This window comes from Acidisphaera sp. S103, assembly GCF_009765975.1.
Taxonomy (GTDB): Bacteria; Pseudomonadota; Alphaproteobacteria; order Acetobacterales; family Acetobacteraceae; genus Rhodopila.
In genome coordinates this window covers 61,624-74,801 of record NZ_LMUJ01000030.1, presented here as the reverse complement: position 1 = coordinate 74,801, position 13,178 = coordinate 61,624, and the positions used below count along the sequence as shown (strand labels likewise).

Here is a 13,178-nt window from a genome sequence, read left to right as displayed (position 1 = left end):
GCCCGCCAGTGTGTCGCGCTTTACCGCCCGGGTCATATAGCGCAGCGGGGTCCAGTCAAATTCGGAGTAACGGCCGTTGGTGTCGCCGACGATACGATCCAGCTCGCGCCGCAGGCGTTGGTAGGCGCCTTGTTCCTCCCGCGAGCGGGCGGCGATCTGCAGGAAGCTGACTCGCCTGCGATGTTGCGGGTACTGGGCGAAAAACCGGCCGATCGCCTCGAACCGGCTGACCAGGCCCTTGGAATAGTCCAGCCGGTCCACGCCGATCGCGAGGCCGCCCTTGCTGAGGCTGTCACGCAGCAGGCCGGCGTCGGACCCGCGGGCCGACACGATGGCCTGTTGCGCGAACCCCTTGGCGTCGATGCCGATCGGATCGACGATGGCCTGGACCGCATGGCCGCGGAAGACGAACCGTCCGTCGGCGTCCGGGTTGACGCCGAGGTTTTCGGCGACGCAGTCCAGGAAAGCCGTGCGATAGGTGGGGGTGTGGAAGCCGACAACGTCGCAGGCGCACAGGCCGGCCAGCAGTTCGGCGGCCCGGGGCATGGCGTTGAAGATCGCCGGCGGCACGAACGGCGTGTGCAGGAAAAAGCCGATGCGGTTGGTGACGCCCAGGGCGCGCAGTTCGGCGGCCAGGGGGATCAGGTGGTAGTCATGCACCCAGATCGTGTCGTCCGGCCGCAGCAGCTGCAGCAATGACGCGGCGAACTGGCGGTTGACGGCGCGGTAGCCGTCATAGTCCTCGGATCGGAATTCCAGCAGGCCCAGGCGGAAATGCAGCAGCGGCCACAGCGCGCCATTGGAAAAATTGACGTAAAACGCGCGATAATCCGCCTCGGTCAGATCGATCGTCGCGTAGGTGATGCCTTCGGATCGCTGGATTTGCGTGGTCCCCGACCCCCGCGCGGCCCGCCGCCCGCTCCAGCCGAACCACAGGGAACCCGGTTGCAACGCGTCAGCCAGCGCGACCGCGAGACCCCCTGCTTTTGCACCGCGTTCCGACGGAAGTGGCACTCGGTTCGAAACGACGACCAATCTTGCCATCGGTCAACACCTCCCACACTTATGTTTTACTCCACCCCGGTTAAAGCCGCTGGTGACGTCCTGACCATTAGATTGGCAATGCAGCGGCAATAGCGCGGTCACTTCGCGGTGAGAATACGGAGTTTGACCGGATCATGACCGCCACCGCCGCAAAAAAAACCAATATTGACGCCATTGATGACCCCGGAAAAAGCCGGGAGCTGTTTTGACATGCGTATAGCCCAGATCGCCCCTCTGACTGAATCGGTTCCCCCGCGCACTTATGGTGGAACCGAGCGGGTGGTTTCGTATCTGACTGAAGAATTGGTGGCGATGGGACATGATGTCACCTTGTTCGCCAGCGGGGACTCCATAACGAATGCGAAACTTGAGGCGGTATGGCCGTGCGCACTGCGGTTCGACGCGACGCTGCGCGACGGCCTGGCTCCGCATATGCTGCTGATGGAAAAAGTCTATCAGCAGGCACCGGATTTCGATGTGTTGCACTGTCACCTCGACTATTGGCCGTTTTCCGTGCTGAGCCGGCAGCCAACGCCTTACATAACGACATTGCACGGCAGGCTCGACCTGCCGGAACTGACGCGGATCTACGATTGCTTCGAGGAAGCGCCGCTGGTGTCCATATCCGACGCGCAGCGGCTGCCGTTGCCGCGCGGGAACTTCATCGGCACGGTGCATCACGGCTTGCCGCAGAATTTGCTGACACCACGGGCCATGCCGCGCGACTATCTGGCGTTCCTGGGCCGGATCTGCCCGGAGAAAGCGCCGGATCGCGCCATCCGCATCGCCCGGGCCGCCGGCGTCAAGCTGAAGATCGCGGCCAAGATCGATCGGGTTGATCGTGATTATTTCGAAACGGAAATCCGGCCCCTGATCGACGGTCATGACGTCGAGATGATCGGCGAAATCGGCGAAGCGGAAAAACCGGGCTTCCTCAGCGGGGCAAAGGCGCTGCTTCTGCCGATCGACTGGCCGGAGCCGTTCGGCCTGGTGATGATCGAGGCGATGGCCTGCGGCACGCCCACCATCGCCTTCCCCGCCGGTTCGGTGCCGGAGGTGATCGACAATGGCGTCACCGGCTTCATCGTCCGCGACGAGAGCGCTGCCGTTGCCGCCGTGTCGCGGCTCGACCGCCTGTCCCCGACCGCCATTCGGGCCCGCTTCGAGCAGCGCTTCACCGCGCGGCGCATGGCTCAGGATTACCTGGCGCTGTATCGCCGCCTGGCGGTGAAGGCCCGGCCGGCGCTGCGCGTGGTGACCTGATCGCCAAGGCTTCGCCGGTTGAATCGCGGTTTGGACCGGCCGGCCGCCAGGCCGGCCACGACCATGCCGCATCAACCGGCTGGTGCCACGACCCGGAGATGACTGGCCTTGCAGCGCCAATGGGGCCAGCTTTTCGCCTCGCTTCCTTCGCCTGATCGCCATCCGTCAGAGTCGTTGCTCTCGCTGGCGTGAGCCGTTAGATTTGCGCGGATAAGACGATCCGCTGGACCGAGATGGGGGTGGCTTCCGATCGCCGGCTGACGGACAGGCCCCCAGGATAGTGGTTTAGCAAACGCAATGAGTGACAAGTTCAAGCGCCGGCGCAGACGGACGGGATCGACGTCGGCCCGTTTCAAACCATCCCAGCTTATCCCGGTGGAATCCGTCCGGTCGGCGCGCATCGGCCGAGCGGAACTGGCGGCCTGCGGGGCTGTCGGCATCGTCGCCGTTGCGCTGATCGCCTTGATCTGGATCGTCACGATGCGCGCGGTGCAGGAGCAGCGGACGGAAATCCTTGACCGGGCGGAGCAGACCATGGTGGGTCAGGCTGCCGCGATGTCGGAAACGATCGGCCACGAGTTGACGATGATCGATCAGAGCTTGGTCATCCTTCAGGCGGCCTGGAAGGCGGACAGCAAATCGTTCGATCTTAACGCATGGCAGAAGCAGATGCCGGCCCTGACCGCGGTGGCCGACGATCTGTTCATCTGCGACGACAAGCATATCATCCGTCAGGACATTCTTCCGGCTGCGATCGGGCAGGGCGTCGGCGCGGCCTATGTGACGTTCCCGCATGGCTCGCTGGAGCAATTCCAAAGCGACGGCACGCAGGATAAGGAGTCCCTGCTGCTGCAGGGTGGCGGCGTGGGTGAGCCGATCGATGCCCGCCAGTTCCTGATGTATATCGTCCGGCCGCTGGATCATCCCAAGGGTTGGCTGATCGGCGCCTCCTACCGATCCACGGAATTGACCAAGCTGTTCGCTCAGGCCGCCCTCGGGTTCGACCCCGTCGTGGCGCTTGTGGATACCAGGCGCGGCGTCGTACAGGCTATCGTCGGGCCCGCCGCGCGCCGGCCGAAGATGGACATGTCCAAGAGCCCGCTGTTCGACGTCATGACCCGGTCCCAATCGGGAACCTGGATCGGAAGCACCGCGATCGACGGTGTCGAGCGGTTGCATGCCTTTCACCAGGTTGCCGGCCGCGACATGGTGGTCCTGGTCGCGGCGAGCCTGGCTGAGGTGATGACGCCCGCGGAGAACCTGACGGCCGGCGCGCGTGCGCTGGCGTTCGTGGCGTCGGCGTTGGTGCTGGCGATCGGCGGCCTTGTGCTTTGGGAACTCTACACGATCCGCGGCCAGAACCGGCAGAAGCGTATTTTCAATCGCATCCGAAGTGAACTGGATCGGCTGCGCACCGAGGAGGCCGGCAACACCGCTCGGGCTCGCCTCAACGCGGTCCGGTTGCAGGTGGTTCTCGACAGCGTCGTCGACGGTATCGCCCTGTTCGATTCCAGTCTTCGGCTTGTGCAATGGAACCATCCCTTTTTGCGGGGCATTGGTATCGAGCCGCGAAAGGACATGCCGCTCGACGCCCTGTTGCGGGAGCAGGCGGCGAAGGGCCTGTTTGGCCCGTTAGACGATGTCGAGGCGGAGATCGGCCGCCGATCCGGCATCCTGCGGACCGGCGACGTGACCGGATTGCCGCAGCCCGGCCCTGACGACGAGACGTTGATCCTGCGCGGCATGCTGATCGCCGAGGGCGGGTTCATCCTTGTTCTGAACGGAATTACCACCTGGGAACCGGCGCCGCGGCCGGCTGCCTCGACCGAACTCGACGAGCCCGCCGCGCCCGAGATCATCAACCCCGCGCCGATCGAGTGGTGACGCGGGCGGTTGCCGAACCATGACGGATTGAGATCTGCCTTGGGAATAAACGAATCGTCTGGAGAGCGTCCCCACTCCCGCATCGTCGGCATGACGGGACTGGGCGACGGTGCCAACGCCGAAGCACTTGTCCATCCACGGACCCTTACCGAGGCCTCATCCAACACAGTTATATCCTGGCCGGAACAAGACCCGACGGTATAGAAATGACCATGATGGTTCCATGTCGTTATTTCAGTCGCTCCGATCATGCTGTGGCCGCATGCAATGCGGACGCGTTGAGACCGTGTTTGGTTCGTCATGGTCCGGTGCCGTGCGGGGCTATCCGCCACGGTCAGGTGCTACAGAACCATGACGGGGCTGGTGTGTCTCTCATTCGGCGCGCGGTCGTCTCAACCAACCCCGCTCGCGATATGAGTCTGATATCGGAACAATAGGATAGACCTGTTCCGGATGATTATGCAGCGCTTTGGTTTGCGTTAAAATTTTGCGGCCGGGTTGCCCGGGCTCTCACAGGGCGCTTTTCGGCTCCGGGTGTCCGCCACGGTGATCGTGCTGTCACCCGACCGTGAACCGATCGATTCACGATAAGGCAATGTGCCCGTTCGCTTGCTGGCGGCGGCCTGGTCTCGGACACTGTTCAGTGATTTAACGAGAATTTGATGAAAATATAAAGACGAGGCGTCCTCGAACTATGATGCCGTGTCGTTCGTTCTTTAATAACCGCGTGTATAATCCGTGTCTTATCGGATATTCAATGAATTGTGACATATTCACTGGTTAACAGAAGACGGCGACATCCCACTTGTAGGTCGGTGCTGCCAAGTCGGGCAGTCTAGGCATCGCGCTACTGTGATGCGCGGCTTTTTGATCAAAACAGGAGATGTCTATGCAGCTTCGTTATTTCAGACGCTTGCGTGTTCCGATGATTGCCGCCGTCGCTGCCTTCGGCCTCGCGGCATCTGCCTCGGCGCAGACATCGACGATCGTCATCGCACCAACCGCGCCGCCGCCGCCGCGTGTGGAAAGTGTGCCGTCGCCGCCGCAAGCCACGCAGACGATGGCCTGGCAGGCCGGGCATTGGGCGTGGAACGGCAGTGCCTGGTCCTGGGATGAGGGGCAATATGTGCCGGCCCCGCAAACCACCGCGGTGTGGGAGCCGGGCCATTGGGCCCAGCAGGACAATGGCTATGTCTGGGTCGACGGCCATTGGGGCGGCTAGAGCGGAGGTAACGCCGGGCCGACACGCCCGGACCTGTGCCTGAGTTCGCGATGACGTCTGGGGTTGCCAAAACCCCAGACGTCCGTGTTTGGGTGCAACACTGGACACGGCACAGAACCGTCCGGAATAGAAACGATATCGGGCGGAACCCTGCCGGAGCGGGTTCGGCGAGACCATTCCGGTGTCGTCATGGCCTGGAGCGTGATGCCAGTCGCGGCCAGAACTGCCTGGTTTGAAAGATAGGTTTTACCCCGCGATGCCGCGGTCACGCACTTTCGCGACCGGCAGGCCAGCGGGCAACCGTTTTCTCACAATGGGAATGGAGTTGGAGATGCGCGTCGTTTATGCCTTGCCGTTGTTGGTCCCCGCTTTGTTTGGACTCGCGGCCTGTGACAATTCGCCGCCGCCGCCGGTCAACCAGGTCATCGTGCAGCCGCCACCAACCACGGTGGTGCCGTCGGCCCCGATGCCGCCGCCGCCGCCGATGTCGGAACTGGTGCCCCCGCCGCCGGCCAGCGCCACGCCGACGGTTTGGCAGCCCGGTCATTGGCGTTACACCGGGGTCGGCGGAAATCCCTGGAGCTGGCAGGGCGGCCAGTACGTCACCATTCCGTCGGGGGCCAGCGTCTGGGTTCCGGGTCAATGGCAGCAGCAAGGTCCCGGCTGGGTCTGGCGCGAGGGTCACTGGGCCGCGTGATGCCCGAACGCTGGATGTCGCCCGGCTCAATGGCCTGTTTACGTGGCGAGATCGTTACGGCAGAAGCCAGATCGGTTCCTTGATCCGGGTCAGGAAGGCGGCATGCAACGCGCGTTCCGCCTCGGTCGGCACGATCGGGTGTGGTGTGCGCGGGCCGGTGTGGACGTAGACCGCGACCGGCCCCCGAGCATCCTGCGCCGCCAGGGACAGGCCGCGCTGGCGGCCGCCCGTCAGTTCGACATAGACCTCGGCGAGCAGTTTGCAGTCCAGCAGCGCATTGTGGGTGGTGCGCGCGGACAGATCGATGGCGAATCGGCGGCACAGCGCGTCCAGGCTGTTCGGCATCCCGGGAAACCGGGTCTTTGCCAATACCAGCGAGTCGATCATGCGATCGCGCGCCAGGGGTGGCAGGCCCGCGCGGCCGAATTCCATGTCCAGGAAGCCGAAATCGAACGGTGCGTTGTGCGCAATCAGCTTGCTGTCGGCGAAGAAGTCCGCCAGCGGCTGGGCGATTGCGGCGAACAGCGGCTTTCCCACAAGATCGCCATTCGAGAAACCATGGATTCGCGAGGCTTCGGCCGGGATGTCGCGCTGAGGATCGATCAGGGCGTGAAAATGCTTGCCGGTGGGCAGGTCGTTGACCAGTTCCAGCGCCGCGACCTCGATCACCCGGTCGCCGGTCAGCGGGTCCAGGCCAGTGGTCTCGGTATCGAACAGGACAGAGCGGCTCATGCCCGCAATGTCTGGATGAAACGGGTCAGGATTCGCAAGGTCTGATTACGCGACAGGCCGGTTTGCACCACCAGGTCGGCGCGGCGGCGTTTTTCGCGGTCCGGCATCTGGCGGGCGATGATAGCCTCGACATCGGCCTTATTCATGCGGCGGCGCAGCGCCACGCGGTGGATCTGGATCGCGCGCGGGGCGGAGACGACGACGACGGTGTCGACCCGTTTCTCGCCCTTGATCTCGAACAGCAGCGGGATATCCAGCACCACGGCGCGCTTGCCGGCGCGACGGGCGCGGGCGACGAAGGCCCGTTCCTCGTCTTCGACCATGGGATGCAGGATGTGCTCCAGCCGGGTCAGCGCCTGCCGGTCGCCGAGGACGGCCTGGCGCAGCGCGGCACGGTCGATTGCGCCATCCTTCGTGGTTCCCGGAAACGCCGCCTCGATCACCTTCACCGCTCTGCCGCCCTTGGCTTGCAGGTGGTGGACCGCCAGATCGGCATCGAACACCGGAATGCGGGCGCGGCGGAACGCGGCCGCGGCGGTCGATTTCCCCATGCCGATGCCGCCGGTGAGGCCGACTATCTTCATGCGGGCAGAAGGTCCGCGGCAACGAAGCGGCGCATGGCGTCATCCACCACCGGCTCCACCCCGAACCAGGCGTGGAATGCCGGCACCGCCTGGTGCAGCAGCATGCCCAGGCCCTCCACACGGCGAATGCCGCGGGTGCGGGCGGCGGCCAGCAGCGGGGTTTCCAGCGGCACGTAGACGATGTCGTTGACAGTCAGTCCGGGGGCGGCGCGATCGAGGTCGATCTGCAGCGGCGGCTGGCCGGCCATCCCCAGGGACGTCGTGTTGACCAGCAGCGTGTTGTCGGGCAGCGCGTGATCGCGGGTATCCCAATCGATCACCCTCAGCCCCGGCAGTTCGGCGGCCAGTGCATCGGCCCGAGCACGTGTGCGGTTTGCGATTGTGACCCGGACGCCCAATTCGAGCAGCGCAGCAGCAATCGCGCGGGAGGCGCCCCCGGCGCCCAGGATCAGGGCCGGGCCAGCCGCGGGATCCACACCGTTGGCGCGCAGGTTCGACAGGAAGCCCCAGACATCGGTGTTGCGGCCGCTGATGCGCCCGTTCTCGAAAACCAGAGTGTTGATGGCACCGATGCGCCGGCCGAAATCGTCGACCGTATCGCACAGCGCGAAGGCCGCCAGCTTGTGCGGTATGGTGACGTTCACGCCGGCGAACCCGGCCGCCATCAGGCCTCGGATGGCGGTTTCGAAGTTCGCCGGCTCGATCGGCAGCGGCACATAGGCGCCGTCGATGCCGTGCCGTTCCAGCCAATAGCCGTGCAGCCGAGGGGACCGGGAATGGCCGACGGGCCAGCCCGTGATGCCTGCGATTCGGGCCTTGCCGGTTAGGATCGTCATCAGTGTGTCCAGGGTTGGTAAGGTTCAGTGATTGTTTCCGCGTGTCGTTGCCGGGCTTGACCATCCGTTGCCCGACGGCCCGGACACGCCCGATACGCACCAGGAAAAGCGGTGGCCCGTCCGTCATGGCCGGGCGAGTCCCGGCCATCTACGCACCGGCGGATGAAGCGCGGATGGCCCGGACTTCGCCGGGCCATGACGGATACGCCGCAGGCAGATCCGACCAGACAATTCTTCGGATGAGATAACAACATTCAGTTCAGGAATTTCTCGGTCCAGCTTTTGTAGTCGCCGTCGCGGGTGACCTTGGCCATCAGTTCGGACGACGCGATGCCGGTCAGCGCGGACGGTTTGGTGCCGTCCCGCAGCGCCTTCAGCGTGTCGTACGTGGCCTTGACCGCGGCCGAGAACGGCTGGTGGCCTTGCAGGGCGACCCGGACCCCGCGGCTGGCAAGATAGTCCTTGTCCTGAAGGTCGCCCGAGACTCCCCCCAGCATCAGGGGGATCTTCACCTCGGAGGCGATGGCATCAAGGTCGGAACGGGTCAGCCCGCCGGCGATGAACAGGGCGTCGACGCCGGCCGCCTCGTAGGCTTTCAGGCGTTTGATCCCATCAGCCAATCCAGTGATGGACGGCGAACTGGTGCGGCCGATGATGGTCAGCGCCTTGTCTTCCCGAGCGGTCAGGGCGGCCTTCATCTTGCCGACGCCTTCTTCCAGCGAGATGACGGTGGGTTTCTTCTCGCCGAAAGCACGCGGCAGGACCGTGTCCTCGATCATCAGTGCGGCGACACCGGACGTTTCCAGCTCCTGCACCGTGCGCATGACGTTCAGCGCGTTGCCGTAGCCATGATCCGCATCGACCATCAGCGGCAGTTTGCCGGCCCGGTTGATGCGGTAGGCCTGGGCGGCAAACTCGGTCAGCGTCAGCACGATCAGATCGGGCGCCCCGAGGACGGCGAAGGACCCGATGGACCCGGCGAACATGCCGATCTCGAAGCCGATTTCCTCGGCGATGCGGGCAGAGATGGCGTCGTAGACCGACCCCGGATGGATACAGGCGTTGCCGCCGATGGTGGCGCGGTAACGTTCGCGGCGATCGGTCCAGTGCATGGTTTCCCCCGTTTGGATGTTCCCGCATGGTAAGGGCGATGCGGGCGTTGGGGAAGGGAGCCGGGACATGGTCGAACACGGACATGCCGATCTGGGGGATGTGCGGCTGCATTACGTGACGGCGGGCAGCGGGTTTCCGGTGGTGCTGCTGCACGGCTGGCCGCAGAGTTGGTACGAGTGGCGCCACATCATCCCCGGCCTGGCCGAACGCTTCCGGGTGATCGCGCCCGACCTGCGCGGACTGGGCGATTCGTCCCGGCCGGCAGAGGGGTACGACAAGAAGACCGTGGGCGGCGACGTGTGGCGGCTGGTTCACGATGTCTTGGGTGTGTCCGAATTTCATCTGGTGGGGCACGACTGGGGCGGTCCCACGGCTTATGCGGTGGCGGCAGCGCACCCCGATGCGGTGCGACGGCTGGCGATCCTGGACGTAACGATCCCCGGCGACGGTAGTCCGAATATCAGCCAGGGCGGGCGGCGATGGCATCATGCGTTTCATCAGACCCTGGACCTGCCGGAGGCGCTGGTGGCAGGGCGGGAAGACATCTATTTCGGTTGGTTCTACCGCAATTACGGGGCTCGTCCTTTGGCGGAGGAGGATATCGCCGAGTATCTGCGGGTCTATCGGCAACCGGGAGCGTTGCGCGCGGGGTTTTCGTATTATCGGGCGATTCCCCGGGATGTCGCCGACAACGCGGCGATCGTTGCGCAAGGGTTCAAGCTGCCGATGCCGGTGTTGGCGCTGGGTGGCGACCGGTCGTGGGGACGGCGGATGGAGGTGGTCGAGTCGTTGCGGCGGCTGGCAGTGGATGTGCAGGGCGGGGTAGTGGAGAATTGCGGGCACTGGATGCCGGAGGAGCAGCCAGCGGAATTATTGAGGCAGCTACTGGCATTTTTGGGGTAAAGGACGACGTATGCTCATCGTGTTCGGTGGCCTGCCCGGCACCGGGAAATCGACGATCGCGCGCCTGCTGGCGGAGCGGCTGAAAGCGACCTGGCTGCGTATCGATACGATCGAGCAAACGTTGCGTGCCTGCGGCACGTTGCCCGATGGCGTGGTGACGGAAGGCTACGCCATCGGTTATAGCGTGGCGCAGGATAATCTTCGCGCCGGCGGCACGGTGATCGCGGACTCGGTCAATCCGCTGGCGGTGACACGCGATGCCTGGGTCGCCGTGGCGGCGCGGGCCGGCGTAGCGGTGGTGGAGGTCGAGGTCGTGTGTTCCGACGCGGTGGAACATCGAAGGCGGGTCGAGGGACGCGTCAGCGATGTTCCCGGACTGACGATTCCCAGTTGGGACGCCGTGCAGCAGCGGACTTATGACGCCTGGAGCAGGCCGCATGTCGTGCTGGATACGGCGTCTCGGACCGCCCTGGAATCCGTGGACATGCTGCTGCGCGGATCAGGTCTCGGAGGGCATGTTTGATTCGCCGGAATGCCCGATTTTCGGGCGAGCATCGGGTCCAAAAGGAACCTGATTTCTGTTCCCCGATTTCTTTTCACTGACAAGGAAACGCATTATGGCCGTGTCCCGCCGCTCTTTCGTGACGTCCGCTGCGCTTGGTCTTGCCGGTTGTGGGCTGACCACCGCCTCTGACAGTGAGGCCACGACGATCGTTCCTGCGGCGGCACGTGTTCGCACGGTACCGGCGGCACCGGTCGGTGGTCATCCGGAATTGCTGCTGGTCGGGCCGGGGAAGCAGTATCCATCCCTCACCCTGGCGGGCTGCCGGCTGCAGCAGAAATGGACTGCGGCGTCCGGCCAGTCCGTGCCCGATCCGCAACCGGCACACATTATCATCAGCCCGGCCGAACCGGGCTATTACACCAATGACAGCGGCTCACACTCCAGGCGCTGGCCGAAGATGGTCGGGTGGCCGCCCTATGAAGGCGCCCTGTACGGCCCCATCGTGATCGAAGGTGAGCCCGGCAAGCCACCGCCGGTACTGGATACCGACGGTTATGGCGATGGGGTGCTATATTACCAGACCGGCTTGTTCGCCACCGGCAATTTCGATGCGACGTTCCGCAATCTGATCTTCCGTGGTTTCCGCCGGCAGGATGGCATCGGCAATTACGCGGCCGTGCGGCTGGGTCAGAAACTGACCACCAGCGTGCCGATGCAAAGCCATGTCCTGTTCGAGGACTGCGAGATCAGCCAGTGTGATAACGCCATCATGGGCGGAATCTCCGGACAGTCGCTGACGCTGCGGCGGGTCTACCTGCACGACAACGGCAACGGGTCCGGGCGGTGCCATAACGTCTATTTCGGCGGTGGAGACGTGTTCACCATGGACAACTGCCTGTCCACGCGCTGCACCATCGGGCATCTGGCCAAAAGCCGAGCCGCGAAGACGGTGATCCTGAATACGCGGCTGCTCGGCCGGGGTGGCACCGAGAGCGCCTGTCTCGACGTACCCGACGCCGGCGTGCTGTCGATCACCAACGCGATCATGGAGAAATCGCCGGGTACCGATGCCAACTGGATCGTCCACTACAGCGGCGAGAATCAGGACGGCAACGACATCCCCTTCCATGTCCCGTCCAGCGTTGACATCGACGGGTTGGTCATGGTGGCACCACCGCGGATGATCAATCACCCAAGCTGGGGTGAAATTGTCGGTTTCAGCAACCAGAGCGGCGCCGGCGACGCGGTATGCGGCAAGGGGTCATTTCTCGTAAGACCTAATGCGAAGAACGTGAAGGCCTACGGCCTGAAACCTGCCACGGTGGGGTTGCCCTGCACATTTCTGCCGGACCCGCCTAAACTTGATGCTGCCTCGCCGGTAAAGATGGTCGTGGCATCGCGCTAAGGGACGACGGGGACGCAGCATGGCCGTGATACGATTTCTGCTCTGCCTGGCCGTTTTCGGCCTGTTGGCGGAGGCGCCGGCGCGGGCCGCCGATTGTGCGTTTTCGCCTCGCGCCAGTCAGCCGGTCTTCAAGGGTGTCCAACTGCAAACCGTGACCGTGACGTGCCCCTGGAACGGGTCGGTTTTGATCAGCACCGCGCATGTCGCGCGGGTCGACCTGACGATAAAGGGATTGTCGCTGGTGACGCTGTCAGCCGGTTCCGCGCAGGCACCGCGGACGTTTTTGGTCTCGGGGGCGTTGCAATCGGCGCGGGACGAGATCGCGGTGAACGCCAATCTGTTCACCGGCTGCTGCGATTACGCCGGCGGTGGGGCTTCCACCTCCCTGCTTGGCCTGGCGTATGGCAATGGAGCGTTGTGGTCGCCGATCGGCAACAACCCGCAACAGCCGGCGCCGCCGGGTGATTTCCTCAGTAGCCTGATCGTGGCGAACGGGCAGCCGCGCATCGTGACGCTTACGAAAGGGCAGGCACTGCCGCCGGGATTGACGCTGGCAGTAACCGGCACCCACCGTATTCTGACGGAGGGCAGGAATACCGCGCCGGCCGATACGACTCCGTCGGACTGGTTCGGGCCCAATGCGCGCACGGTGGTGGGATACAACGCCGGATTGAATGGCGGCAGTCAGGTGGTGTTCCCGCGTTTGTGGCTGGTCGCGGTGGACTCGGTGCAGGGGGTTTCCAGCGGCGTCACGCTGCCGCAGGCGGCCGGCCTGCTGCTGTTCCTGGGGGCGTCCGACGGTATCAATCTCGACGGCGGCGGGTCGACGACGATGGTGCGACAGGCGGCGAACGGTGCGGCGACATTCGTCAACGTGCCGAAGGACTGGCCGCCGCTTGGGTCCTGTCAGGTTCCCGTGGTGGCGGATTCCAGTTGCGAGCGTTATGTCGGGTTTGGCCTTGGAGTGGTCGCACCGCCGTTGCCGTAAGG

The 13,178-nt window shown here is 64.4% G+C and carries 13 protein-coding genes; 8 read left to right on the top strand and 5 right to left on the bottom strand.

The window, feature by feature from the left end:
* Positions 1-1,044, bottom strand: a 1,044-nt coding sequence (locus tag GSQ89_RS04250; RefSeq protein WP_158922363.1) for a trehalose-6-phosphate synthase, incomplete at its 3' end; no start/stop codon positions are given.
* A 210-nt stretch (positions 1,045-1,254) separates the two neighbouring features.
* Between GSQ89_RS04250 and GSQ89_RS04245 the strand changes: the two genes are divergently transcribed.
* The 4 genes from GSQ89_RS04245 (at position 1,255) to GSQ89_RS04230 (ending at position 6,110) form a co-directional block, all read left to right on the top strand.
* On the top strand, positions 1,255-2,307 hold the full coding sequence (locus tag GSQ89_RS04245) for a glycosyltransferase family 4 protein (RefSeq protein ID WP_158922361.1): 1,053 nt from the start codon (positions 1,255-1,257) through the stop codon (positions 2,305-2,307).
* A 297-nt stretch (positions 2,308-2,604) separates the two neighbouring features.
* Positions 2,605-4,191 (top strand): PAS-domain containing protein, encoded by a 1,587-nt coding sequence (locus GSQ89_RS04240; protein WP_158922359.1) that lies wholly within the window; start codon positions 2,605-2,607, stop codon positions 4,189-4,191.
* 889 nt (positions 4,192-5,080) lie between these two features.
* The gene (locus GSQ89_RS04235; protein ID WP_158922358.1) at positions 5,081-5,413 is read left to right on the top strand and encodes a YXWGXW repeat-containing protein; all 333 of its coding nucleotides are present in this window, start codon (positions 5,081-5,083) and stop codon (positions 5,411-5,413) included.
* Positions 5,414-5,744: 331 nt separating this feature from the next.
* Positions 5,745-6,110 carry a YXWGXW repeat-containing protein gene (locus GSQ89_RS04230; protein WP_158922357.1) on the top strand — a complete coding sequence of 122 codons (366 nt, stop codon included), beginning with the start codon at positions 5,745-5,747 and terminating at the stop codon, positions 6,108-6,110.
* A gap of 54 nt (positions 6,111-6,164) precedes the next feature.
* Here the strand turns inward: GSQ89_RS04230 and dnaQ are convergent, their stop codons facing one another.
* The 4 genes from dnaQ to GSQ89_RS04210 all read right to left on the bottom strand — a co-directional run bounded on the left by dnaQ (position 6,165) and on the right by GSQ89_RS04210 (position 9,374).
* Positions 6,165-6,842, bottom strand: a complete 678-nt coding sequence (gene dnaQ / locus GSQ89_RS04225; protein WP_158922356.1) for a DNA polymerase III subunit epsilon — start codon at positions 6,840-6,842, stop codon at positions 6,165-6,167.
* Positions 6,839-7,426: a dephospho-CoA kinase gene (gene coaE / locus GSQ89_RS04220; protein WP_158922355.1), complete on the bottom strand. Its 588-nt coding sequence runs from the start codon at positions 7,424-7,426 to the stop codon at positions 6,839-6,841. Before coaE ends, dnaQ begins: the two co-directional genes overlap by 4 nt.
* A complete protein-coding gene (locus GSQ89_RS04215) occupies positions 7,423-8,262 on the bottom strand; it encodes a shikimate dehydrogenase (RefSeq protein ID WP_158922354.1) in 840 nt (279 codons plus the stop codon). The genes coaE and GSQ89_RS04215 overlap by 4 nt, the downstream gene beginning before the upstream one ends.
* A 254-nt stretch (positions 8,263-8,516) precedes the next feature.
* The gene (locus GSQ89_RS04210; protein WP_158922353.1) at positions 8,517-9,374 is read right to left on the bottom strand and encodes an oxaloacetate decarboxylase; all 858 of its coding nucleotides are present in this window, start codon (positions 9,372-9,374) and stop codon (positions 8,517-8,519) included.
* Positions 9,375-9,441: 67 nt separating this feature from the next.
* On the opposite strand from GSQ89_RS04210, the gene GSQ89_RS04205 reads away from it, so the two are divergent.
* From GSQ89_RS04205 to GSQ89_RS04190, 4 genes are all read left to right on the top strand, one after another.
* Positions 9,442-10,278, top strand: coding sequence for an alpha/beta fold hydrolase (locus GSQ89_RS04205; RefSeq protein ID WP_158922352.1), 837 nt, complete (start codon positions 9,442-9,444; stop codon positions 10,276-10,278).
* A gap of 10 nt (positions 10,279-10,288) precedes the next feature.
* Entirely contained in the window at positions 10,289-10,801 is a 513-nt protein-coding gene (locus GSQ89_RS04200; protein WP_158922351.1) for an AAA family ATPase, read from the top strand.
* 94 nt (positions 10,802-10,895) lie between these two features.
* Positions 10,896-12,188 (top strand): right-handed parallel beta-helix repeat-containing protein, encoded by a 1,293-nt coding sequence (locus GSQ89_RS04195; protein ID WP_158922349.1) that lies wholly within the window; start codon positions 10,896-10,898, stop codon positions 12,186-12,188.
* 19 nt (positions 12,189-12,207) lie between these two features.
* The gene (locus GSQ89_RS04190) at positions 12,208-13,176 is read left to right on the top strand and encodes a phosphodiester glycosidase family protein (RefSeq protein ID WP_158922347.1); all 969 of its coding nucleotides are present in this window, start codon (positions 12,208-12,210) and stop codon (positions 13,174-13,176) included.
* The last annotated feature ends 2 nt before the right edge of the window (positions 13,177-13,178 follow it).

Excerpts from the sequence above, each read along its gene's own strand:
- GSQ89_RS04245 (WP_158922361.1), top strand. The coding sequence starts at position 1,255 with ATGCGTATAGCCCAGATCGCCCCTCTGACTGAATCGGTTCCCCCGCGC.
- GSQ89_RS04240 (WP_158922359.1), top strand. The coding sequence starts at position 2,605 with ATGAGTGACAAGTTCAAGCGCCGGCGCAGACGGACGGGATCGACGTCG.
- GSQ89_RS04235 (WP_158922358.1), top strand. The coding sequence starts at position 5,081 with ATGCAGCTTCGTTATTTCAGACGCTTGCGTGTTCCGATGATTGCCGCC.
- GSQ89_RS04230 (WP_158922357.1), top strand. The coding sequence starts at position 5,745 with ATGCGCGTCGTTTATGCCTTGCCGTTGTTGGTCCCCGCTTTGTTTGGA.
- dnaQ (WP_158922356.1), bottom strand. The coding sequence starts at position 6,842 with ATGAGCCGCTCTGTCCTGTTCGATACCGAGACCACTGGCCTGGACCCG.
- coaE (WP_158922355.1), bottom strand. The coding sequence starts at position 7,426 with ATGAAGATAGTCGGCCTCACCGGCGGCATCGGCATGGGGAAATCGACC.
- GSQ89_RS04215 (WP_158922354.1), bottom strand. The coding sequence starts at position 8,262 with ATGACGATCCTAACCGGCAAGGCCCGAATCGCAGGCATCACGGGCTGG.
- GSQ89_RS04210 (WP_158922353.1), bottom strand. The coding sequence starts at position 9,374 with ATGCACTGGACCGATCGCCGCGAACGTTACCGCGCCACCATCGGCGGC.
- GSQ89_RS04205 (WP_158922352.1), top strand. The coding sequence starts at position 9,442 with ATGGTCGAACACGGACATGCCGATCTGGGGGATGTGCGGCTGCATTAC.
- GSQ89_RS04200 (WP_158922351.1), top strand. The coding sequence starts at position 10,289 with ATGCTCATCGTGTTCGGTGGCCTGCCCGGCACCGGGAAATCGACGATC.
- GSQ89_RS04195 (WP_158922349.1), top strand. The coding sequence starts at position 10,896 with ATGGCCGTGTCCCGCCGCTCTTTCGTGACGTCCGCTGCGCTTGGTCTT.
- GSQ89_RS04190 (WP_158922347.1), top strand. The coding sequence starts at position 12,208 with ATGGCCGTGATACGATTTCTGCTCTGCCTGGCCGTTTTCGGCCTGTTG.